Origin of the sequence: Nocardia veterana NBRC 100344 (genome assembly GCF_000308855.1) — a bacterium.
GTDB classification, from domain to species: domain Bacteria; phylum Actinomycetota; class Actinomycetes; order Mycobacteriales; family Mycobacteriaceae; genus Nocardia; species Nocardia veterana.
Genome location: NZ_BAGM01000094.1, coordinates 32,952 through 53,098 on the forward strand (window position 1 = coordinate 32,952; position 20,147 = coordinate 53,098).

The following is a 20,147-nucleotide window of genomic DNA, read 5'->3' on the forward strand; positions in this document are numbered from 1 at the left end:
CCACCCCAGCCGTAAGGAAAGATCGTGAGCGTGAGCGAAACGGAGACCGTCCCGCAACAGCCCCGGCTACCGGCGGCCCCGCCGGCGGCCACCCCACCGCCCACCACGGCCGCCGCGGCACAGTTGCCCGCCGATCGCTACCTCAACCGCGAACTCAGCTGGCTCGATTTCAACGCCCGCGTTCTCGCGCTCGCCGAGGACCCCTCGGAGCCGCTGCTGGAACGGGCGAAATTCCTCGCCATCTTCTCCTCGAATCTCGACGAGTTCTACATGGTCCGGGTGGCCGGGCTGAAGCGCCGCGCCGAGGCCGGACTCTCGGTCCGCTCCGCCGACGGCCTGTCGCCCACCGAACAACTCACCCTGATCGCCGAGCGCACCCAGGAACTGGCCGGCCGGCACGCCCGGGTGTTTCTCGACCAGGTGCGGCCGGCGCTGGCGGCCGAGGGCATCGCGATCATCGGCTGGTCCGATCTCGACGACGACGAGCGCCGCCGGTTGTCGGGCTACTTCCTGGACCAGGTCTTCCCGGTGCTGACCCCACTCGCCGTCGATCCCGCCCACCCCTTCCCCTACATCAGCGGCCTGAGCCTGAATCTGGCTGTCACAGTGAAGGATTCCGAGACCGGCGGCGAGCATTTCGCCCGCGTGAAGGTGCCCGACAATGTCGACCGCTTCGTCCGCGTCCGGCGCACGCAGGCCGAAAACGCCGGTGCCCGGCGCGATTCCGAATCCGCCGCGCTCCCCCCGCTGGCCGCCTTCCTGCCGATGGAAGATCTGATCGCCGCCCATCTGGATCAGCTGTTCCCGGGAATGGAAGTGGTGGAACACCATTCGTTCCGGATCACCCGCAACGCCGACTTCGAGGTCGACGAGGATCGCGACGAGGATCTGCTGCAGGCGCTCGAGCGGGAACTGGCGCGTCGCCGATTCGGATCGCCGGTCCGTCTGGAAGTCTCCGACGATATGACCGAGCACATGCTCGAGCTGCTGCTGCGCGAGCTGGACGTCGATCCCGGCGATGTCATCCAGGTGCCCGGGCTGCTCGATCTGTCCAGTCTGTGGCAGGTCTACGGCGTCGACCGGCCCGGTCTCAAGAACGCGCCCTATGTGCCGGCCACGCCGCCCGCGTTCGGCGAAAGGGAAACGCCGCGAAACGTTTTCGCCGCGCTGCGCGAGGGCGATGTGCTGGTGCACCACCCCTACGACTCGTTCTCCACCAGCGTGCAGCGTTTCATCGAGCAGGCGGCGGCGGATCCGCAGGTCCTCGCGATCAAGCAGACGCTGTACCGCACCTCCGGCGACTCGCCCATCGTGAACGCGCTGATCGACGCGGCCGAGGCGGGTAAGCAGGTGGTCGCGCTGGTGGAGATCAAGGCCCGCTTCGACGAGCAGGCCAACATCAAATGGGCCCGCGCCCTGGAGCAGGCGGGCGTGCACGTGGTCTACGGCCTGATCGGGCTGAAGACCCACTGCAAGACCTGTCTGGTGGTTCGCCGTGAGGGCGCCACCATCCGCCGCTACTGCCATATCGGCACCGGGAACTACAACCCGAAGACCGCGCGGCTGTACGAGGATGTCGGACTCCTCACCGCCGCACCGGAAATCGGCGCCGATCTCACCGACCTGTTCAATTCGCTGACCGGTTATTCACGCAAGGCCAATTACCGCAATCTGCTGGTCGCGCCGAGCAGTGTGCGCTCGGGCATCGTGGCGCGAATCCAGCGCGAAACCGAACTGGCCCACCAGGGCGTCCCCGCGCGAATTCGTCTCAAGGCCAATGCGATCGTCGACGAGCAGATCATCGACGCGCTCTACCGGGCATCGCAGGCCGGCGTGCCGGTGCAGATCGTGGTCCGGGGTATCTGTGGTTTGCGGCCCGGCGTGCCGGGGATGAGCGACAACATCGAGGTGCGCTCGATTCTCGGGCGCTTCCTCGAACATTCGCGCATCATGCACCTCCAGGCGCAGGACGAATACTGGATCGGCAGCGCCGACATGATGCACCGCAATCTCGATCGCCGGGTGGAGGTCATGGCACAGGTCAAGGATCCGAAACTGCGCGAGCGTCTGGCCGTGGTCTTCGATTCCGCCCTCGATCCGGCCACTCGCTGCTGGGTACTGCAGCCCGATGGCAGTTGGGCGGCGCAACCGAGCCCCGACGCCGAACGCCGCGGGGTCGAAGTACGCGACCATCAGGAGTTCCTCATGCGACTGCGTCGACCGGAACAGCAGTGACATCCTCGGCGACACGGGATTTCGACCGTTACTCCGACCAGGGCGATGCCGCCTTCGACGGCCGGGGCGGCGCCACCGACGCGGCGGACGACGCCCTGGCCGTCGAGGGCAGCATCTCCGATCCCCGCGTCACCGCCAACATCATCGCCGCCGGCGCGGTGGTGTGGCGGCGGCCGCGCGACGGCGGCCCGATCGAGGTCGCCCTCGTGCATCGACCCAAATACGACGATTGGTCGCTGCCGAAAGGAAAACTCGATCCGGGCGAAACCGCGATGGTGGCCGCGGTCCGCGAGGTGGCCGAAGAAACCGGCCTGAACTGCCGTCTGGGTCGCTATCTCGGTCGGGTCACATATCCCGTACCCGGGCACCGCAAACTCAAACGTGTCGACTACTGGACCGCCACCGCCACCAGCGGTGAATTCGTGACCAATTCCGAAGTCGACCAACTGCGGTGGCATCGCGTGGATCGGGTGATGGATCAGCTGTCCTACCCCATGGATCGCCGAATCATCCGTAATTTCCTGCGTCTGCCGCCGGATACCGCCACGTTGTTGCTGGTGCGGCATGCCAAAGCGGGCCGCCGCGAGCGGTTCAGCGGGCCCGACGACGAACGGCCGTTGGAAAAGGCCGGTCGCGAACAGGTTCGGGCGTTGACGCCGAATCTGCTCGCATTCGGCCCCACCGCCGTGTATTCCGCTCCGCCGCTGCGCTGCGTACAAACCGTGGAACCGGTGGCGCAGGCCCTCGACCTGGAGATCGCCGGCGAGCCGCTGCTGTCGGAAACCGGTTACGCCGCAGCTCCGCAGGCCGGTCTGGATCGGTTGCGGGAACTCGTCGTCCCCCGTTCCGTGCCCGTGGTGTGTAGTCAGGGCAAGGTCATTCCGGATCTGCTGGGCCGGTGGGCCGAGGCCGACGGGCTCACGCTGCCGCCCGCGCGAAATCGCAAGGGCAGCGTATGGGTGCTGTCGGTCGCCGACGGGCGGCTCGTGGCCGCCGACCATCTCGATCGATCGCTACGCACCCACTGAGCACGCCGGCCACCGACGCCGGCCGGCGACCATGGCCACATCCCGCTCGAAAACGCGATGACCCCGGTCCGGAAACGGCCGGGGTCATCGGCGTCGCATCACTCGCTATCGCCGCGTGGTGCGTTTGGTCGCCGTGCGCTTGGCAGCGGTCTTCTTGGCGGGCGCCTTCTTGGCCGCGGTCGTCTTCTTCGCCGTGGTCTTCTTGGCGGTCGCCTTGGTGGCCGTGGTCTTCTTGGCCGGGGCCTTCTTCGCGGCCGTCGTCTTCTTGGCGGTGGCCTTCGTGGCGGTCGTCTTCTTGGCCGGGGCCTTCTTCGCCGCGGTCGCCTTCTTGGCCGGGGCTGCCTTCTTCGCCGTCGTCTTCTTGGCGGCAGTCTTCTTGGCCGTGGTCTTCTTGGCGGCGGCCTTCTTCGCCGCACCCGACACCGGCGCTGCCACACCGCGTTTCACGGCCGGACCGGCGGCCGCGATCTTCTGCTTGCCCGAGATGATCGCCTTGAACTGCGCACCCGGGCGGAACGCGGGCACCGAAGTGGGCTTCACCTTCACCGTCTCGCCGGTACGGGGATTACGCGCTACCCGTGCCGCCCGCTTGCGCTGTTCGAATACACCGAATCCGGTGATTGTGACGCTCTGACCCTTGTTCACCGCACGCACGATCGTGTCGACAATGTGCTCGACTGCCGCAGTGGCCGTGCGCCTGTCAGTACCCAACTTCTCGGTCAGAACATCGATCAGTTCCGCCTTGTTCATTGAATCCTCCGCAGACTAATGGCCCGTCGTCGGACCGACTAGGTACCACGGTAAACCCTGAATGGGCAAGAGTCTATGTGCCACGCCAAATTTCATGTGGCGTGGCACACGCGCAGCAACCTCGATTGGTTGCTCTCAGCTAACGCTCGAGACCGTTCAGTCCCGAGAAATAGCCTGCGGAATGGTGGTCGGTTTCCAAGTTGGCCTTGCCTTTTCGAACTGCTCGATCGCGTCTTCCTGCCGAAGCGTCAGTCCGATGTCGTCCAGACCTTCCAGCAGACGCCACCTGGTGTAGTCATCAATATCGAAGCGCAACACGGTGGTTCCAGCGGTCACCGTGCGGGCCTCCAGATCGACGATCAATTCCAGGCCCGGGTGTTCTTCGATCAACTTCCAGAGCAATTCGACATCATGTTGTGACATCTGCGCGGCCAACAAGCCGCCCTTACCGGCGTTGCCCCGGAAGATGTCGGCGAAGCGGGAAGAGATCACCACCCGGAAGCCGTAGTCCATCAACGCCCAAACCGCATGCTCTCGCGATGATCCCGTACCGAAATCCGGACCGGCGACCAACACTGTTCCCCGGTCGAACGGGCTGGTGTTGAGAATGAACGACGGATCGTTGCGCCAGGCGGCGAACAGACCGTCCTCGAATCCCGTTCGAGTCACCCGTTTCAGATAGACCGCCGGGATGATCTGGTCGGTATCGACATTCGACCGGCGCAGCGGCACGCCGATCCCCTTGTGCACCTTGAAGGCTTCCATGGCTGCTCCTGTAGTCCTCGAGTGAATTCCGGCCGGTCAGTTCAGATCCGCGGGCGCCGACAACCGGCCCCGGACCGCCGTAGCGGCCGCGACCTGCGGCGAAACCAGATGTGTACGCCCGCCTTTACCCTGCCGGCCCTCGAAGTTGCGGTTGGAGGTCGACGCACAGCGCTGACCGGGGGAAAGCTGATCCGGGTTCATTCCCAGGCACATCGAACAGCCCGCCTGCCGCCATTCCGCGCCCGCCGCGGTGAAAATCTCGCCCAACCCCTCGGATTCGGCCTGCGCCCGTACCCGCATCGAACCGGGCACGATCAACATCCGAACGCCGTCGGCGACCTTGCGACCCTTCAAAACGTCGGCGACCGCGCGCAAATCCTCGATCCGGCCGTTGGTGCACGAACCGACGAAAACGGTGTCGACGGCGACATCGCGAAGCGGAGTACCCGGCTCCAAGTCCATGTAACTCAATGCCTTCTCGGCAGCCGCGCGCTCGTTTTCGTCGGTGAAATCGTCCGGATTCGGCACCACGGACCCCAGCGGGGCGCCCTGGCCGGGATTGGTTCCCCAGGTGACGAACGGGGTCAGCGTGCTCGCGTCGATGTGAACCTCGGCGTCGAATTCCGCGTCCGGATCGGTCTTCAGCGCCTCCCAGGCCGCCACCGCGGCGTCCCAGTCCGCGCCCTTGGGGGCGTGCTCGCGGCCCTTCAGGAACTCGTAGGTGGTCTCGTCGGGGGCCACCATGCCCGCCCGGGCACCGGCCTCGATCGACATGTTGCACATCGTCATCCGCGCCTCCATCGACATGGCGCGCACGGCCTCACCGCGGTATTCGAGCACATACCCCTGGCCGCCACCGGTCCCGATCCGGGCGATGACCGCCAGAATCACGTCCTTGCTGGTGACCCCGGGCGGCAGCTGACCGTCGATATTGACGGCCATGGTCTTGAACGGCCGCAGCGACAGCGTCTGGGTCGCCATCACGTGTTCGACCTCGCTGGTGCCGATACCCATTGCCAGCGCACCGAAAGCACCGTGGGTCGAGGTGTGCGAATCACCGCACACCACGGTCATCCCCGGCTGGGTCAAACCCAGCTGCGGGCCCACCACGTGCACGATGCCCTGTTCGATATCGCCCATCGGATACAGGCGAACGCCGAATTCCTCGCAATTGCGCCGCAGGGTTTCCACCTGGGTGCGCGAGATCGGATCGGCGATCGGTTTATCGATATCGACCGTCGGGACATTGTGATCCTCGGTCGCGATCGTCAGATCGGGTCGCCGCACCGGCCGGCCGGCCGCCCGCAGCCCGTCGAAGGCCTGCGGGCTCGTCACCTCGTGCACCAGATGCAGATCGATGTAGATGAGGTCCGGCTCCCGCTGATCCCCGTCACCCGCACCCCGTACGACGACATGTTGATCCCAGACCTTCTCCGCCAGCGTGCGTGGCCGCTCGGCCATGTCATTCACCTTTCTCTGTTCGATTGCGACAATGTCGCCCGGCACGGCCCCCGGTTCGCGATACCGGCCGGAGCCCGTTCCCGGCCCGTGGCGCCGCGCGTGGGCGGTCGCGACACCCGACCCCGCTCCGCGGGCTGTGCGGAGCGGAGGCGAGCGGTGAGCGGACATTCGCCGCCCGCGCCGCCCGATGGGCACCGGCGGCGGCCCGCTCGCCCGCCGCGGGCTGCGATTCAGTTGTCGATCCTCGGTTCGGGTCGAACTTGCGCATCTCACTATGCGAGACGCTAATATCGTTCTATGAGACAGCATAGCGGTATCGGGGTGCTCGACAAAGCCATGGCGGTCCTGCACGCGGTCGCCGAACAACCCTGCGGCCTCAACGAGCTGTGCGCCCGCACCGGACTGCCCCGGGCCACCGCGCATCGCCTGGCCGTGGGCCTGGAGACCCATCGCATGCTCGCGCGCGACACCGCCGGCTCCTGGCGGCCCGGACCGGCGCTGTCGGAACTGGCCACGACCGCCGAGGATCCCCTGCTCGATGCCGCCGCCGTGATCCTGCCGCGACTGCGCGAGATCACCGGGGAGAGCGTGCAGCTCTACCGGCTCGACGGCCATTCCCGCATCTGCGTGGCCGCGCTGGAGCCGGCGGCCGGGCTACGCGACACCGTTCCGGTCGGCGCGCGTCTGCCACTGACCGCCGGTTCGGCCGCGAAAGTGCTGCTGGCCTGGGCCGATCCGGAATTGCAGCGCAGCGTACTGGCCGATGCGGTCTTCGGCGAACGCGCGCTCACCGAGGTCCGCCGCCGCGGCTGGGCGCAGAGCGCCGCCGAACGATCGGCCGGGGTGGCGAGCGTCTCGGCGCCGGTCCGCGACGGCAACGCGCAGGTGATCGCGGCGGTTTCGGTTTCCGGGCCGATCGATCGGATGGGCCGCAGGCCGGGGGCGCGCTGGGCAGCCGATCTCGTCGCTGCCGCCGAGGCTCTGCACAAGCGGCTCTGAGCACCGGATTCCCGAGCTGTGACGTTGGCCATACGCCGTAAAGTATGGTGACCGCATGGGAGTGAACCAACGCGCACAGATCGTGATGTCCGAGACGGAGATCACCGAATTTCTCGAACGCAACCGGATCATCACATTGGCCACGCTGGGCAAGAACGGCATGCCGCACCTGACCGCGATGTGGTACGGCCTGGTCGACGGCGAGATCTGGTTCGAGACCAAGGCGAAATCGCAGAAGGCGGTGAATCTGCGCCGCGATCCGCGCGTGAGCGTTCTCGTCGAGGCCGGCGACACCTACGACCAGTTGCGAGGCGTGTCGATCGAAGGCCGGGCGGAAATCGTCGACGATCCGGAGGCGCTGTTCAAGGTCGGTGTCAGTGTCTGGGAGCGCTACACGGGCCCTTACACCGAGGACGTGCGCCCGATGGTGGAGGCGATGCTGAACAAGCGCGTCGCGATCCGCGTCGTGGCGGAGCGGATCCGCAGCTGGGATCATCGCAAGCTCGGCATGCCGGCCATGCCCCCGGGCGGATCGACCTGGCCGGTCGAGAACTGAGTGTGGCACGAAAAAGCCCTCCAGCTGGAGCTGGAGGGCTTTCGACTGTAGCCCCGACGGGATTTGAACCCGCGCTACCGCCTTGAGAGGGCGGCGTCCTAGGCCGCTAGACGACGGGGCCAGAGGACTTCCCCGAGGGGAGAACTCCGTGATCTTTCGATCGAGGAGGCTCGGCAAGCTTAACCGGCCGAGACCCGGCGACCAAATCGCCGGGGATGCTGTTCCGTCTCGACCGAACGAAGCGAATCAACATTCTCCGCTGGGGTACCAGGACTCGAACCTAGAATGGCTGAACCAGAATCAGCTGTGTTGCCAATTACACCATACCCCAATGACCTGGGCTTTCGGTCTCTCCCCTGGCGGTTCGAGGCCTCGTTCCGGGCCGAGAAGAAGAGTACCAAACCCCTCCCCGACTTATACAAATCGGCTGGTCAGAGCCATATTTTTCGCTTACTGGGCGATCCGGCCCGCCCGCCGGGCCCGGCGCGGGCGCGCACCGGGCCGGACCGGACTCAGGCCAGCGCCGCGTGCAACCGCTGCATGGTCACCTCGCGGCCGAGCAACTCCAGCGATTCGTACAGTGGCGGGCTGATGTGTGAACCGGTCACCGCGACCCGCACCGGACCGAACGCCTTCCGCGGTTTGAGGCCCAGATCGTCCACCAGGGCCTTTTTCAGCGCCTCCTCGAGCGCGGGCGGTGTCCATTCCGAAACACCGTCCAGAGCAGTGATCGCGGCCTGCAACACGGGCACCGCGTCGGGGCCGAGATTCTTTTGCGCCGCCGCCTCGTCGACCCGGAAGTCCGCGGCCGGGACGAACAGAAACTTCAATAGGTCCCAGGCATCGCCGAGGACGACGATCCGGGTCTGCACCAACTCCGCTGCCGAAGCGAAAACTCGCTCATCCACTTCCGCACCGATGTGGCCCTGCGCGGTGAGGAACTCCCGCAACCGACGGGCGAAATCTCCCGCCTCCAGCAAACGAATGTGTTCGGCGTTGATCGCATCGGCCTTCTTCTGGTCGAAGCGGGCCGGATTCGAATTTACTTTCGATATGTCGAAGGCCTCGACCATCTCCGTCATCGAGAAGACATCACGGTCGTCGGTGAGGCTCCATCCGAGCAAAGCCAGGTAATTCAGCAAACCTTCAGGAATGAATCCGCGATCGCGGTGAACGAACAGATTCGACTCCGGATCACGTTTCGACAACTTCTTGTTGCCCTGGCCCATCACGAAGGGCAGATGCCCGAACTCGGGCGTGAACTCGGCGACCCCGATCCGCTGCAATGCCGCATACAACGCCAGCTGTCGCGGCGTGGAGGAAAGCAGGTCTTCCCCGCGCAACACATGAGTGATTTTCATCATCGCGTCGTCGACGGGATTCACCAGCGTATAGAGCGGATCGCCGGTACCCCGGGTGAGGGCGAAATCGGGCACCGTCCCCGCTTTGGCGACGATTTCGCCGCGGACCAGATCGTGCCACACCAGATCCTCGTCGGGCATCCGCAACCGCACCACGGCCGGCCGGCCCTCGGCCCGGTAGGCGGCGATCTGTTCGGGAGTCAGATCGCGATCGAAATTGTCGTAACCGAGCTTGGGATCGCGGCCGGCGGCGCGATGACGGGCCTCGACTTCATCTGGGGTGGAGAAGGATTCGTAGGCCTCACCGGCCGCCAGCAACCGCTGGACGACATCGAGATGGAGTTCGCGCCGCTGCGATTGACGGTACGGTCCGTAGGGCCCGCCGACCTCCGGCCCCTCGTCCCAGGTGAGCCCCAGCCACCGCAATGCGTCCAGGATCGCGTGATACGACTCCTCGGAATCGCGTGCGGCATCGGTGTCTTCGATGCGGAAGACGAAGGTGCCGCCGTGGTGCCGAGCGAACGCCCAGTTGAACAACGCGGTGCGGATCAAGCCGACATGCGGTGTGCCGGTGGGTGACGGGCAGAAGCGGACCCGTACGTCAGTCATAGTCCTTCTCTCGATCAGCGTTTGGCGGCAACAGGATTGGTGAGGGTGCCGATGCCCTGAACCGTCACGGATACGGTTTGCCCATCCGTCATCGGTCCTACACCTTCCGGAGTTCCGGTGAGGATGACATCGCCGGGCAGCAGTGTCATCACCCGGCTGACCCATTCGATCACCTTCGGAATATCGTGCAGCAGAAGCGAAGTCCGACTGCGCTGGCGCACCTCACCGTCGAGCTCGGTGGTGATCTCCAGATCGCTCGGATCCAGCTCCGTTTCGATCCACGGCCCGAGCGGGCAGAAGGTGTCGTACCCCTTGGCCCGCGTCCATTGACCGTCGTGACGCTGCTGGTCACGCGCGGTCACATCGTTGGCGACGGTGTAGCCGAGGACAACATCGGCGGCCCGGGCGGCCGGTACGTCCTTACACGGCCGGCCGATCACGACGGCGAGTTCGCCCTCGTATTCGACCTGAGAGGAACTGGGCGGCAAGAGGATCGGCAGATTCGGGCCCACGATCGAGGTGTTCGGCTTGAGGAAGATCACCGGATCCTCCGGCGCCGGCCCGCCCATCTCGGCGGCGTGCGCGGCGTAGTTCTTACCGACACACACCACCTTGCTGGCCAGGATCGGAGCCAGTAGGCGGACATCGGCCAGCGGCCAGGTGCGGCCGGTGAAGGTCGGGGTACCGAACGGATGCTCGGCGATCTCCCGAGCGATCTCGCCGGAACCGTCGGTTTCGATACTCACGAACGCGACCCCGTCGGGGCTGGCAACACGACCTAGACGCATGGCGAAGAGTCTATCCACCTGCCCGAATGCTGCCGACCACCCGGTCTGCGACCCGACGCTGTGACGAATTTCGAGTTGCCCACCGGGCACATCCTGGGTGTACGGTAGGAGCGAGTTCACAGAGTAAGACTCTGATCCCAAAATATGAGATTCGAGGTGAGGGTGATGACCACCGTGACACAAGTGCGCGCGACCCGGCGGTGGACCATGCTCGCCCTCGGAGTCTTCGCCCAGAGCTCGAGCGCGGTCATCGTGCACGGCACTCCGTTCCTGCTGCCCGCGTTGACCGATCGCGGAATGCCCTTGGCCACAGCGGGACTGCTGGTCGCGATGCCCACCGTCGGCCTGGTATGCACCTTGATCGCGTGGGGCTATGTCGTCGACCGGGTGGGCGAACGCACAGTCCTGGTCGCCGGTCCGGTTGTGATGTGTGTGGCCGGTGTGGCGGCTGCGACCGTCACCCACTACGGCCTGCTCGGGGTGTTGCTGTTTCTGGCCGGAATGGGCGCGGCCAGCACCAACGGCGCCAGTGGTCGGGTGATCGTGGGCTGGTTCCCCGTCGACCAGCGCGGACTGGCGATGGGTATCCGCCAGACCGCGCAACCACTGGGGGTGGCGATCGCCGCGCTGTCGATTCCGGCCGTCGCTGCGGCACACGGATTTTCCACCGCCATCCTGGTGCCGGCCGCGATGGCGGGAGTGGCCGCGATCGGCTGCCTGGTGGGCATCGTCGATCCGCCCCGGCCGGCGAGCAACGGCGAGCATCCGGACAATCCTTATCGCGGCGATTCCACCCTGTGGCGCATTCACGCCGTGTCGGTGCTGCTGGTGATTCCACAGGCCACGCTGTGGACCTTCGCGCTGCTGTGGCTGCATCGCGATGCGGGGCTGTCACTGCCGACCGCGGGTGCCATCGTCACGGCGACCCAGATTCTGGGCGCGGCCGGGCGGATCGGCGCCGGGGTCTGGTCGGATCGGGTCGGTAGCCGGCTGCGGCCGCTGCACACCGTTGCGATCGCGGCGTTGATCTCGATGGCGGCACTGGCCGGCGCCGCGTGGTTGCACTGGTGGTGGGCGGCGATTCCGATCCTGTTCGCGGCCTCGGTGATCACCGTGGCCGACAACGGCCTCGCCTTCACCGCGGTCGCCGAGATCGCGGGCCCCTACTGGAGCGGCCGCGGCCTGGGTATTCAGAACACGGGTCAGAATCTGGCATCCGCCGCTGTCGCACCGATTTTCGGCGCGTTGATCACCGCCGCCGGTTTCCCGGCGACCTATCTCGTCGCAGCCGTGATCGCGGCGATCGCGGTGCCACTGGTGCCGATCGGACGCGGCCGATAACGTCCCCGCCGAACGCCCGCAATCCTTCCGGGAAGGATTGCGGGCGTTCGCGTTTCGACCCGACCGTGACGGCTGACCGCGAGCCCGGCTGTCGTGAAACTCACACGCGGGACGGGTATTTCGGCGGTACGGTGCCTATCGACGACGGCCGGCGAGATTCGCGGATCGTCGTCCGAAGGGGGGTGATCCGGCATGTCGGACCGTAATCCGATCGATAGATGTTGTGCCGAGCAGCATTCCCTTCCGGTGCGCGATGCGTACTATGACTTAGCTCCATTCACCTGATGAAGGACAGACTGTGTCACTTTTTCAACTCACCTTCGGCCGCACCATGGCCATCGCCGCGATCACCGCTGGTGCCCTGGCAATCGGAGCCGGCACGGCGAGCGCCGAACCCGCCGCTCCGCAGCAGCCTCAGCCGGCGGCCACCCAGCAGCTGACCACCTCGACCGACACGGCCGCCCACACGGTGTCCGCGACCCTCGCCTCCGGCCGCTTCGTCGCCAATGACGCCGCTCGCGCGATCGACATCACCGACGCCGCCGGCGCCGTCGTGGAGAGCATCCCGCTCGCCGTGCACGACACCGCGGTTCCGGTCTCCGCCGTCGTGAGCAACGACGGGCAGACGCTGACGCTGAAGCAGATCGCCTTCACCGACACCGCCAACCAGCTCATCAACCAGTGGGTCTGGGGTGTGCAGAACGGCGGCGCGGTCGGCGCCATCGTCGGCTGCCTGCTCGGCTTCTGGCTGTTCGTCATCCCCGGTTGCGCCATCGGCGCGGCAATCGGCGGTGCGCTCACCAGCCCCAACAGCGGCGAGATCAACGCCACCTTCAACCGGCTGCTCACCGGGAACTGATCACCGGCGTCCCCGGATACGACCGATCCCCCTGTCGCGCAAAGCAATTCGCGGCAGGGGGATCGTTCGTTCCCGGCTCAGAGCGAGGCGGCGATGCGGTCGCCGATCTCGACCGTGGAGGCCGCGCCCGACCGGGCGGCGAGGTCCTTGGCCACCGCGGCCTCGATGCGGGCGGCTTCCTCCGACCGGCCGAGGTGGTTCAGCAGCAGCGAGACCGAGAGGATGGCGGCGGTCGGATCCGCCTTGGACTGCCCGGCGATATCGGGAGCGCTACCGTGCACCGGTTCGAACATGCTCGGGTTGGTGCCGGAGGCGTCGATATTGCCCGACGCGGCCAGGCCGATGCCACCGGACACCGCCGCGGCCAGGTCGGTGATTATGTCTCCGAAAAGGTTGTCGGTGACGATCACGTCGAAGCGACCCGGATCGTTGACCATGTGGATGGTCGCGGCGTCGATGTGCTGATAGGCGATCTCGACGTCGGGGTACTCCGCACCCACCTCGGTGACGGTGCGCTGCCACAGCGACCCGGCGAAGCTCAGCACGTTGGTCTTGTGCACCAGCGTGAGGTGCTTGCGACGTTGCTGGGCCTTGTCGAAGGCGTAGCGCACGACGCGCTCGATGCCGAAGCGGGTGTTGGTGGAGACCTCGGTGGCCACCTCGTGCGGGGTGTTCACGCGGATCGCCCCGCCGGTGCCGGTGTACGGGCCCTCGGTGCCCTCGCGCACGACGACGAAATCGATCTCCGGCTCGCCGGTCAGCGGGCTGGTCACTCCCGGGAACAGCTTCGACGGGCGCAGGTTCACGTGGTGGTCGAGGGCGAACCGGGTGTGCAGCAGCAGACCACGCTCGAGCAGGCCGCTGGGCACCGACGGGTCGCCGATCGCGCCGAGCAGGATGGCGTCGTGCTGCTTGAGCTCCGGCAGCACCGATTCCGGCAGCACCTCACCGGTCGCGTGATACCGCTTGGCGCCCAGGTCGTAGTGGGTCTTCTCGACCCCCGGCACGACCACATCGAGCACCTTGAGCGCCTCGGCGATGACCTCGGGCCCGATACCGTCACCGGCGATGACAGCCAGCTTCATATGACAACGCTCCGTTCGTTCCTGCTCGCGGCCCGCACAACGCCTATGCGGCCGAATCAGCCAAAGGGCGGTCGATCGGCGGCGCAACGCCCGGCCGAATCGCCGACCCCGCCACACTATCGGTCGGGCGGATCACCCCGCTAACCAGGGCAAGCCGCTCCCAATGAGTGAGATCCACGCGCTCCCGCACAGTGCCGATCCGCGAGACGCCCGATGTCGGCGCGGAGATCTCCCCCGGAACCACGATTCGCACCGACCGAAAAGCGCAGTGCGCGCGAATCCCGTTCCGCGTCACCGCGGTGGGATTCGCGCGCACCGGAAAGCGCTGTGACCGAGCCGATTCCGGCTCGGATCACTCAGCTCAGGTCGACCTGCGTCACCTTCGCGGCGCCGACCGCTTCGGCGATCGCGGACTGCACATCGGCCGGGACGGATTCGTTGACACGCAGGATGACGGTCGCGCCTTCCTTGTCGATGTCCTGGCTCAGCTGCGCGGCCTGGATATCGATCGCGGCCTCGCCCAGCTTGGTGCCGATCTTGCCCAGCGCGCCGGGGCGATCGTCGTAGTTGAGGACGGCCAGGTTCAGGCCCTCGGCCCGCATGTCGTAGTTGCGGCCGTTGATGTTGACGATCTTCTCGACCTGAGCGGGCTCGGTCAGGGTGCCGGCGACGTTCAGGGTGCGGCCGTCGCCGAAAACCGCACGCAGGTCGACCAGGCTGCGGTGCGTCGGGCTTTCGCTGTGCGTGCTGACGGTGGCTTCCAGGCCCCGCTCCTTGGCAAGCGACGGGGCGTTGACGAAGGTCACGGCGTCCTCGACGAGTGCGGAGAACACACCCCGCAGCGCCGAGAGCTCCAGCACCGCAACATCTTCCGAGGACAGCTCGCCACGGACCTGAATCTCCAGCGAGACGGGCAGCTCGTCGGCGAGGGCGCCCAGCAGCACACCCTGCTTGCGGACGATGTCCAGCCAGGGGGCGACGATCTCGTTGACCGCCCCGCCGGCGACGTTCACCGCGCCCGGCACGAACTCGCCGGCGAGGGCGAGCTGGACCGACTTGGCGACATCGGTGCCGGCGCGGTCCTGGGCCTCGGCGGTGGAGGCGCCCAGGTGCGGGGTCACGACGACCTGCGGCAGCTCGAACAACGGGCTGTCGGTGCACGGCTCGGTCTCGAACACGTCGATGCCGGCGGCGCGCACGTGGCCGGAGGTGATGGCGTCGGCCAGCGCCTGCTCGTCGATCAGACCGCCACGGGCGGCGTTGACGATGATCACGCCCTTCTTGGTCTTGGCCAGGGTCTCCCGATTCAGCATGCCCTTGGTCTCGGGAGTCTTGGGCAGGTGAATGGAGATGAAGTCGGCGCGCTCGAGCACCTCGTCCAGGCTCAGCAGCTCGATGCCCAGCTGGGCGGCGCGTGCCGGGGAGGTGTAGGGGTCGTACGCGATGACCTTGGTCTCGAACGCGGCCAGACGCTGCGCGAACAACTGGCCGATGCGGCCCAGGCCGATGACGCCCACGGTCTTGCCGAAGATCTCGACACCGTTGAACTTGCTGCGCTGCCAGGTGTGCTCACGCAGGGTGGCATCGGCGGCCGGAATCTGGCGAGCCGCGGCCAGCAGCAGGGTCACCGCGTGCTCGGCGGCGGTGTGGATGTTGGAGGTCGGTGCGTTGACGACCATGACACCGCGCTCGGTGGCGGCCGGGACGTCGACGTTGTCGAGGCCGACGCCCGCGCGGGCGACGATCTTCAGGTTCTTACCGGCCTCGAGCACCTCGGCGTCGACGGTGGTGGCCGAGCGGACCAGCAGCGCGTCGGCCTCGGGCACGGCGGCCAGCAGCTCGGGTCGATTGGGGCCGTCGACCCAGCGAACCTCGACACCGTCACCGAGCGCATCGACGGTCGACTGGGCGAGCTTGTCGGCGATCAGAACAACAGGACGGCCATTTTGGCTCACTGTGGGGCACTCCTGGGGAAAGAGGTCGGCATTTACCGCGGCCCAGCTTAATGGGCGCGCTCCGGCGCCGATGTACCGCCCGGTAGGCAGGCGCCCTCACACCGCGTCCGGAGCGCGCCCGCACCGGCACCCGGTCCGGCGCGGCCCGCGCGACGCGGCGGGCGAACAGGCGCCGGTTCAGGAGATGCGAAGGGGCCCCGCACCTCGAAAGGTGCGGGGCCCCAAGTTAAGTCGCGGACCTTCTCACGCTACGTGGAGTGGCGTGCGGTCGGCGGACTCGATCAGATAACGCTCACGTTCTGAGCCTGCGGGCCCTTCTGGCCCTGCCCGATCTCGAACTGCACGCGCTGCCCCTCGTCGAGGGACCGGAATCCGCTACCGCTCACAGCCGAGTAGTGCACGAACACATCGGGACCACCGTCGTCCTGAGCGATGAACCCGAAGCCCTTCTCGCTGTTGAACCACTTCACTACGCCTTGCGCCATTTCATACCTTCTGTAGACGAGCCGAGCCGATCAACGTCACGATCGGGCCGGTCTCGATCATCCAGCCTGCCACGGACCGTGACCGCGCGCCACCATGGTGGACGGAAAACCACGCCGCCCCGGCAACATTTCCGAAGTGGTAACATTTCACAATGTTCGGCCGTGATTGTCCCGTGATAGCGCGGACCCGAGGGCCGAGTAGCGCCCGGACGATATATCGAAATGGCGCGGGAGCGCCCTTTCCCCGATGAAACGGGTCGACCCCGGGCACCATGGCCCGGGGTCGACCCGAGATCGCGTCGTGCGACCGAAATCAGCGATCAGCCACCGAACGAGCCGGTCCACAGGGTGTTGACCAGGCCGTGGAAGGCCGCACCCAGGGTGTCGAACAGGCCGTTCACAGCAGCGCTACCGGTGTCGATGATAACGGGGATCATAAATACCTCTTCGTTGTTTCAATTCGGTCGTACAAACTGACGATCAACATATCGAGGTCCCCACAGGGCGCGTTAACCCGATTTCGGGAAAAGTGATCCCGCTGACACATCGAGCGATGTGTGGGTAACGCCACAACTATCCGACGGGGCGGATTCGCACGCTCTTGGCCTCCGGGCCGGCCTTGGTGTGGCGGACATCGAACTCCACGCGCTGGCCCTGGACCAATCGACGGAAACCATCGCCGAAGACCTCGGTGTATTCGACGAAAACCTCCGGTCCCCCGCCGTCCGGGATTATGAAACCGAAGCCTTTCTCACTGTCGAACCACTTCACGGTGCCGTGCAACTATGCTTCTCACTTCTTCTCGATATCGGGCCAGCCAGAGGGTAACCGGCCCCTCACCGACAGTCCAGCGCCGCCGGCGCTCGGCCCCTTCCTACCGCTCCGGACGCCGCAATTCGTGTTGCAGCGCTTCCAGTTCCGCGCCGCCCGCCATCTGCCGTGTCAACTCCGCGACGTCGATCTCGGACTTGTCGTAACTTCCGAGCTCCCGGCCTCGCCGCAACAGCAGGAAGCGATCCCCGACCGGGTAGGCATGGTGCGGATTGTGGGTGATCAGCACCACCCCCAGCCCGCGATCGCGCGCCTGCGCGACGTATCGCAGCACCACCCCGGACTGTTTGACCCCGAGCGCGGCGGTGGGTTCGTCGAGGATCAAGACCCTGGCGCCGTAATGCACCGCGCGGGCGATCGCCACACATTGGCGCTGGCCGCCGGACAGGGTGCCCACGGGTCGTTCCAGATCCTGGATCTCGATACCCATGTCGGACAGTGCCTTTCGGGTGATCTCGCGGGCGGTTCCGCGATCCAGCAGGCGGAACGGCCCGACACCGACGGTCGGTTCGGACCCGAGCACGAAATTGCGCCACACGCTCATCAGCGGCACGACCGCCAGATCCTGATACACGGTGGCGATCCCTCGATCCAGAGCCGCACGGGGCGAGGCGAACCGCGTGGGCTCCCCGTCGACGCGCAATTCGCCGGCGTCGTGCTGGTGGACTCCGGCGAGGATCTTGATCAGCGTCGATTTTCCGGCGCCGTTGTCACCCAGGACGCAGGTGACCCGTCCGGCCTCGACTCGCAGGTTGATGCCCTGCAGTGCCACGACACGGCCGTAACTCTTTCCGATGCCGACGGTTTCGATGAGCGGCGGTTCGAGCAGCGGTGGGTCCACGGGCGCGATCATCGGCGCAACCTTTCCGCATGTTTGGCGAAGGCGTCGTTGACCGAGACCGCCGCCAGCAGCAGCACGCCGAGAAACAGCATGAACCAGTCACTGTCCCAGCGGGCGAACACGATTCCCTGTCGGGCCATCCCGAAGATCAACGCGCCGATCGCCGCACCCAGCACCGAGCCGAAGCCGCCGGTCAGCAGGCAGCCGCCGACCACCGCGGCGATGATGTACTGAAACTCCAGTCCCACACCCTGATTGGCCTGCACACTCGCGAAGCGCAGCAGATTGCACGCTCCGACGATCCAGCCGGCGAAAGCGGTACCCATGAACAGCAGGATCTTGGTCCGCGCCGCCGGAACACCGACGGCCCTGGCACTGGGCAGCGAGCCGCCGACGGCGTAGATCCAATTCCCGAACCGGGTGCGGACCAACAGCAGCAGCGCCACCGCGGTGGCCGCGATCCACCACAGCACCGACGCCTGGATGCGAGCGTCGCCCACCCGCGTGGTGGCCGCGAACACCCAGCCGGCCGAGGAGTATCCGGGCGCGGAACGGATGCCCGAGACCTGCACGGTCCCCGTCACCAGCCGGGTGACCCCGAGGTTGAGACCCTGCAGGGCCAGGAATGTGCCGAGCGTGACGATGAAACTGGGCAGCCCGGTGCGCACGACCACCCAGCCGTTCAGCGCCCCGACCGTGAGCGCGAAGAGCAGCGACGCCCCGAGGGCGAACCAGACGTTCCAGCCGGCGTGCACGGCGAGCAAGGCCGTCACGATCGCGGTGGAGGCGGTCATCACGCCGGCGGAGAGATCGAATTCGCCACCGATCATCAACAGTGCCACCGCGACCGCCATGATGCCGAGCGTGGAGGCGTCGTCGAGCCAGGTGGACACCCCGAGCGGGCTGAGAAAGCGGTCGGTGACGACGGCGAAAAAGATAAAGACCACCAGCGCACCGAGCCCGGCCCCGAGCTCGGGCCGCACGATCAGCCGATCGACCAGGGCGGGCCGGTTCGCGCCCGCAGGTGCGGGTTCGACGGGATGCGAGGGTTCGGAAACCGTTGCGGGATCGCTCATTTCAGATCCCCGCTCACCGCGTGCCCTGGGCCACGAGGGGGGCGATGGCGTCGACGTCGGATGCGTCCACGAACGCCGGCCCGGTCTGCACCGGCATCCCACCGCCGACGGTGTCGAGGTTGCGCCGGTACAACTGCAGCATCACCACCGGTAGATAGCCCTGTTCGTACTGTTGTTGGTCGACGGCGAACAGCAGCGCGCCGGACCGGATCGCCTCCACCACATCGGAATTGAGATCGAAGGTGGCGACGGCGGCGCGGGCGTGCGCTTCCCGAGCTCCGTCCACCGCGCGCGCGGCGATCTGCGAATTCAGCGTGAGCACGGCGTCGATCGAGCGGTCGGCCTCGAGTGCGCCCTTGATCCGCGACTGCGCATCGGTCGGATTGTTGATATCCACCTGTAGCGTGGTGGCATTGCCACCGAACCCGTCGATCGCCCCGGCGCAGCGTTCGTTGGCACCGATATTGCCGGCTTCGTGAATCACGCAGAGCATCTTCGCCTTTCCCGCCTCGCGCAGGCGCTTTCCGGCGGCCGTCCCGGCCTGTCGCTCGCTCTGGCCGACGTGCCCGATCGCACCGACAGCCGCGCTGTCGGCCGCGCCGGAATTGATCGTGACCACCGGAATGCCCGCCGCCACCGCGCGTGCGACCGCGGGCCGCAGCGCCTGCGGGTTCGCCATCGACACCACCAGTCCGTCGACATGCCGGGCCACCGCATTGTCCACGAGATGCGACTGCTCACCGGGATCGCCCGAGGAGTTGTAATCGACCTGGACATCGAGGTCACGGCCGGCTGCCTCGGCGCCGTTCTTCACCACATTCCAGAACGCGTCGCCCGGACTGCCGTGGGTGACGACGGCGACGGAACGCAGTGGCGCGGCGGTCGCCGTTGCGGTAGCCGGCATCGGGGTCGTGTCGGCTCCCGGACCGCTACATGCCGCCAGGATCACCGCCAGGACGAACCACGGTGCGATACGAGCGGCGAAGACGCGCGCGGCAGCGGTGGTCGTCGTGCGCGCCTCCGGCAGCGATCGCGCCGTACGCCCGCGCGAGGTCGGCGACGACCCGGAACGAAGATTCCTGGCTGGCCGTGAGCTCATCGTGCCCGGTAATCTGCGGGACA

General features: G+C 66.7%; 19 protein-coding genes and 2 tRNA genes. 6 read left to right on the forward strand and 15 right to left on the reverse strand.

From position 1 onward, the window contains the following. Nucleotides 1–30 precede the first annotated feature (30 nt). Both ON37_RS16995 and ON37_RS17000 read left to right on the forward strand, forming a co-directional pair. A complete protein-coding gene (locus ON37_RS16995) occupies nucleotides 31–2,235 on the forward strand; it encodes an RNA degradosome polyphosphate kinase (protein ID WP_040720571.1) in 2,205 nt (734 codons plus the stop codon). 95 nt (nucleotides 2,236–2,330) lie between these two features. Further along, nucleotides 2,331–3,263, forward strand: a complete 933-nt coding sequence (locus tag ON37_RS17000; RefSeq protein WP_083893065.1) for an NUDIX hydrolase — start codon at nucleotides 2,331–2,333, stop codon at nucleotides 3,261–3,263. Between the two features lie 105 nt (nucleotides 3,264–3,368). Here the strand turns inward: ON37_RS17000 and ON37_RS17005 are convergent, their stop codons facing one another. The 3 genes from ON37_RS17005 to leuC all read right to left on the reverse strand — a co-directional run bounded on the left by ON37_RS17005 (nucleotide 3,369) and on the right by leuC (nucleotide 6,239). Then, nucleotides 3,369–4,013 carry an HU family DNA-binding protein gene (locus ON37_RS17005; protein WP_040720572.1) on the reverse strand — a complete coding sequence of 215 codons (645 nt, stop codon included), beginning with the start codon at nucleotides 4,011–4,013 and terminating at the stop codon, nucleotides 3,369–3,371. A 156-nt stretch (nucleotides 4,014–4,169) separates the two neighbouring features. Continuing rightward, the gene (gene leuD / locus ON37_RS17010) at nucleotides 4,170–4,778 is read right to left on the reverse strand and encodes a 3-isopropylmalate dehydratase small subunit (RefSeq protein ID WP_040720573.1); all 609 of its coding nucleotides are present in this window, start codon (nucleotides 4,776–4,778) and stop codon (nucleotides 4,170–4,172) included. Nucleotides 4,779–4,814: 36 nt separating this feature from the next. Continuing rightward, complete coding sequence (gene leuC, locus ON37_RS17015) at nucleotides 4,815–6,239, reverse strand: 3-isopropylmalate dehydratase large subunit (protein ID WP_040720574.1); 1,425 nt, start codon at nucleotides 6,237–6,239, stop codon at nucleotides 4,815–4,817. A gap of 297 nt (nucleotides 6,240–6,536) precedes the next feature. On the opposite strand from leuC, the gene ON37_RS17020 reads away from it, so the two are divergent. Next, nucleotides 6,537–7,238 (forward strand): IclR family transcriptional regulator, encoded by a 702-nt coding sequence (locus ON37_RS17020; protein ID WP_040720575.1) that lies wholly within the window; start codon nucleotides 6,537–6,539, stop codon nucleotides 7,236–7,238. 55 nt (nucleotides 7,239–7,293) lie between these two features. Next, nucleotides 7,294–7,794, forward strand: coding sequence for a pyridoxamine 5'-phosphate oxidase family protein (locus ON37_RS17025; RefSeq protein ID WP_040720576.1), 501 nt, complete (start codon nucleotides 7,294–7,296; stop codon nucleotides 7,792–7,794). A 48-nt stretch (nucleotides 7,795–7,842) separates the two neighbouring features. Here ON37_RS17025 and ON37_RS17030 read toward each other — a convergent pair. From ON37_RS17030 to ON37_RS17045, 4 genes are all read right to left on the reverse strand, one after another. Beyond that, a tRNA-Glu gene (locus tag ON37_RS17030) sits at nucleotides 7,843–7,915 on the reverse strand. Between the two features lie 138 nt (nucleotides 7,916–8,053). Then, nucleotides 8,054–8,125 (reverse strand) — tRNA-Gln (locus tag ON37_RS17035). Between the two features lie 181 nt (nucleotides 8,126–8,306). After that, nucleotides 8,307–9,764: a glutamate--tRNA ligase gene (gene gltX / locus ON37_RS17040; RefSeq protein ID WP_040720577.1), complete on the reverse strand. Its 1,458-nt coding sequence runs from the start codon at nucleotides 9,762–9,764 to the stop codon at nucleotides 8,307–8,309. A gap of 14 nt (nucleotides 9,765–9,778) precedes the next feature. Continuing rightward, nucleotides 9,779–10,552, reverse strand: coding sequence for a fumarylacetoacetate hydrolase family protein (locus ON37_RS17045; RefSeq protein WP_040720594.1), 774 nt, complete (start codon nucleotides 10,550–10,552; stop codon nucleotides 9,779–9,781). Between the two features lie 165 nt (nucleotides 10,553–10,717). On the opposite strand from ON37_RS17045, the gene ON37_RS17050 reads away from it, so the two are divergent. Both ON37_RS17050 and ON37_RS17055 read left to right on the forward strand, forming a co-directional pair. After that, nucleotides 10,718–11,893 (forward strand): MFS transporter, encoded by a 1,176-nt coding sequence (locus ON37_RS17050; RefSeq protein ID WP_040720578.1) that lies wholly within the window; start codon nucleotides 10,718–10,720, stop codon nucleotides 11,891–11,893. A 298-nt stretch (nucleotides 11,894–12,191) separates the two neighbouring features. Continuing rightward, nucleotides 12,192–12,752 (forward strand): DUF8020 domain-containing protein, encoded by a 561-nt coding sequence (locus ON37_RS17055; RefSeq protein ID WP_157171473.1) that lies wholly within the window; start codon nucleotides 12,192–12,194, stop codon nucleotides 12,750–12,752. 77 nt (nucleotides 12,753–12,829) lie between these two features. Here ON37_RS17055 and ON37_RS17060 read toward each other — a convergent pair whose 3' ends face one another. From ON37_RS17060 to ON37_RS34225, 8 genes are all read right to left on the reverse strand, one after another. Further along, entirely contained in the window at nucleotides 12,830–13,837 is a 1,008-nt protein-coding gene (locus ON37_RS17060) for a 3-isopropylmalate dehydrogenase (protein WP_040720580.1), read from the reverse strand. Nucleotides 13,838–14,193: 356 nt separating this feature from the next. Continuing rightward, nucleotides 14,194–15,792 (reverse strand): phosphoglycerate dehydrogenase, encoded by a 1,599-nt coding sequence (serA, locus tag ON37_RS17065; protein ID WP_040720581.1) that lies wholly within the window; start codon nucleotides 15,790–15,792, stop codon nucleotides 14,194–14,196. Nucleotides 15,793–16,073: 281 nt separating this feature from the next. Next, nucleotides 16,074–16,277, reverse strand: coding sequence for a cold-shock protein (locus ON37_RS17070; RefSeq protein WP_040720582.1), 204 nt, complete (start codon nucleotides 16,275–16,277; stop codon nucleotides 16,074–16,076). Between the two features lie 573 nt (nucleotides 16,278–16,850). After that, nucleotides 16,851–17,060: a cold-shock protein gene (locus tag ON37_RS17075; RefSeq protein ID WP_040720584.1), complete on the reverse strand. Its 210-nt coding sequence runs from the start codon at nucleotides 17,058–17,060 to the stop codon at nucleotides 16,851–16,853. A gap of 91 nt (nucleotides 17,061–17,151) precedes the next feature. Next, nucleotides 17,152–17,961, reverse strand: a complete 810-nt coding sequence (locus ON37_RS17080; protein ID WP_051031689.1) for an ATP-binding cassette domain-containing protein — start codon at nucleotides 17,959–17,961, stop codon at nucleotides 17,152–17,154. Continuing rightward, nucleotides 17,958–19,025 (reverse strand): ABC transporter permease, encoded by a 1,068-nt coding sequence (locus ON37_RS17085; RefSeq protein ID WP_083893061.1) that lies wholly within the window; start codon nucleotides 19,023–19,025, stop codon nucleotides 17,958–17,960. The genes ON37_RS17080 and ON37_RS17085 overlap by 4 nt, the downstream gene beginning before the upstream one ends. Nucleotides 19,026–19,038: 13 nt before the next feature. Further along, nucleotides 19,039–19,929, reverse strand: a complete 891-nt coding sequence (locus tag ON37_RS17090) for a substrate-binding domain-containing protein (RefSeq protein ID WP_245553235.1) — start codon at nucleotides 19,927–19,929, stop codon at nucleotides 19,039–19,041. Between the two features lie 25 nt (nucleotides 19,930–19,954). After that, the coding region (locus tag ON37_RS34225) for a hypothetical protein (protein ID WP_245553236.1) at nucleotides 19,955–20,147 on the reverse strand (193 nt) is incomplete at its 5' end.

Bases quoted from the DNA above. Each gene is read 5' to 3' on its own strand.
- ON37_RS17020 (WP_040720575.1), top strand. From the start codon at position 6,537: ATGAGACAGCATAGCGGTATCGGGGTGCTCGACAAAGCCATGGCGGTC.
- ON37_RS17085 (WP_083893061.1), bottom strand. From the start codon at position 19,025: ATGAGCGATCCCGCAACGGTTTCCGAACCCTCGCATCCCGTCGAACCC.
- ON37_RS17045 (WP_040720594.1), bottom strand. From the start codon at position 10,552: ATGCGTCTAGGTCGTGTTGCCAGCCCCGACGGGGTCGCGTTCGTGAGT.
- leuC (WP_040720574.1), bottom strand. From the start codon at position 6,239: ATGGCCGAGCGGCCACGCACGCTGGCGGAGAAGGTCTGGGATCAACAT.
- ON37_RS17070 (WP_040720582.1), bottom strand. From the start codon at position 16,277: ATGGCGCAAGGCGTAGTGAAGTGGTTCAACAGCGAGAAGGGCTTCGGG.
- ON37_RS17090 (WP_245553235.1), bottom strand. From the start codon at position 19,929: ATGCCGGCTACCGCAACGGCGACCGCCGCGCCACTGCGTTCCGTCGCC.
- ON37_RS17060 (WP_040720580.1), bottom strand. From the start codon at position 13,837: ATGAAGCTGGCTGTCATCGCCGGTGACGGTATCGGGCCCGAGGTCATC.
- ON37_RS17080 (WP_051031689.1), bottom strand. From the start codon at position 17,961: ATGATCGCGCCCGTGGACCCACCGCTGCTCGAACCGCCGCTCATCGAA.
- ON37_RS17025 (WP_040720576.1), top strand. From the start codon at position 7,294: ATGGGAGTGAACCAACGCGCACAGATCGTGATGTCCGAGACGGAGATC.
- ON37_RS17005 (WP_040720572.1), bottom strand. From the start codon at position 4,013: ATGAACAAGGCGGAACTGATCGATGTTCTGACCGAGAAGTTGGGTACT.
- ON37_RS17050 (WP_040720578.1), top strand. From the start codon at position 10,718: ATGACCACCGTGACACAAGTGCGCGCGACCCGGCGGTGGACCATGCTC.
- leuD (WP_040720573.1), bottom strand. From the start codon at position 4,778: ATGGAAGCCTTCAAGGTGCACAAGGGGATCGGCGTGCCGCTGCGCCGG.
- gltX (WP_040720577.1), bottom strand. From the start codon at position 9,764: ATGACTGACGTACGGGTCCGCTTCTGCCCGTCACCCACCGGCACACCG.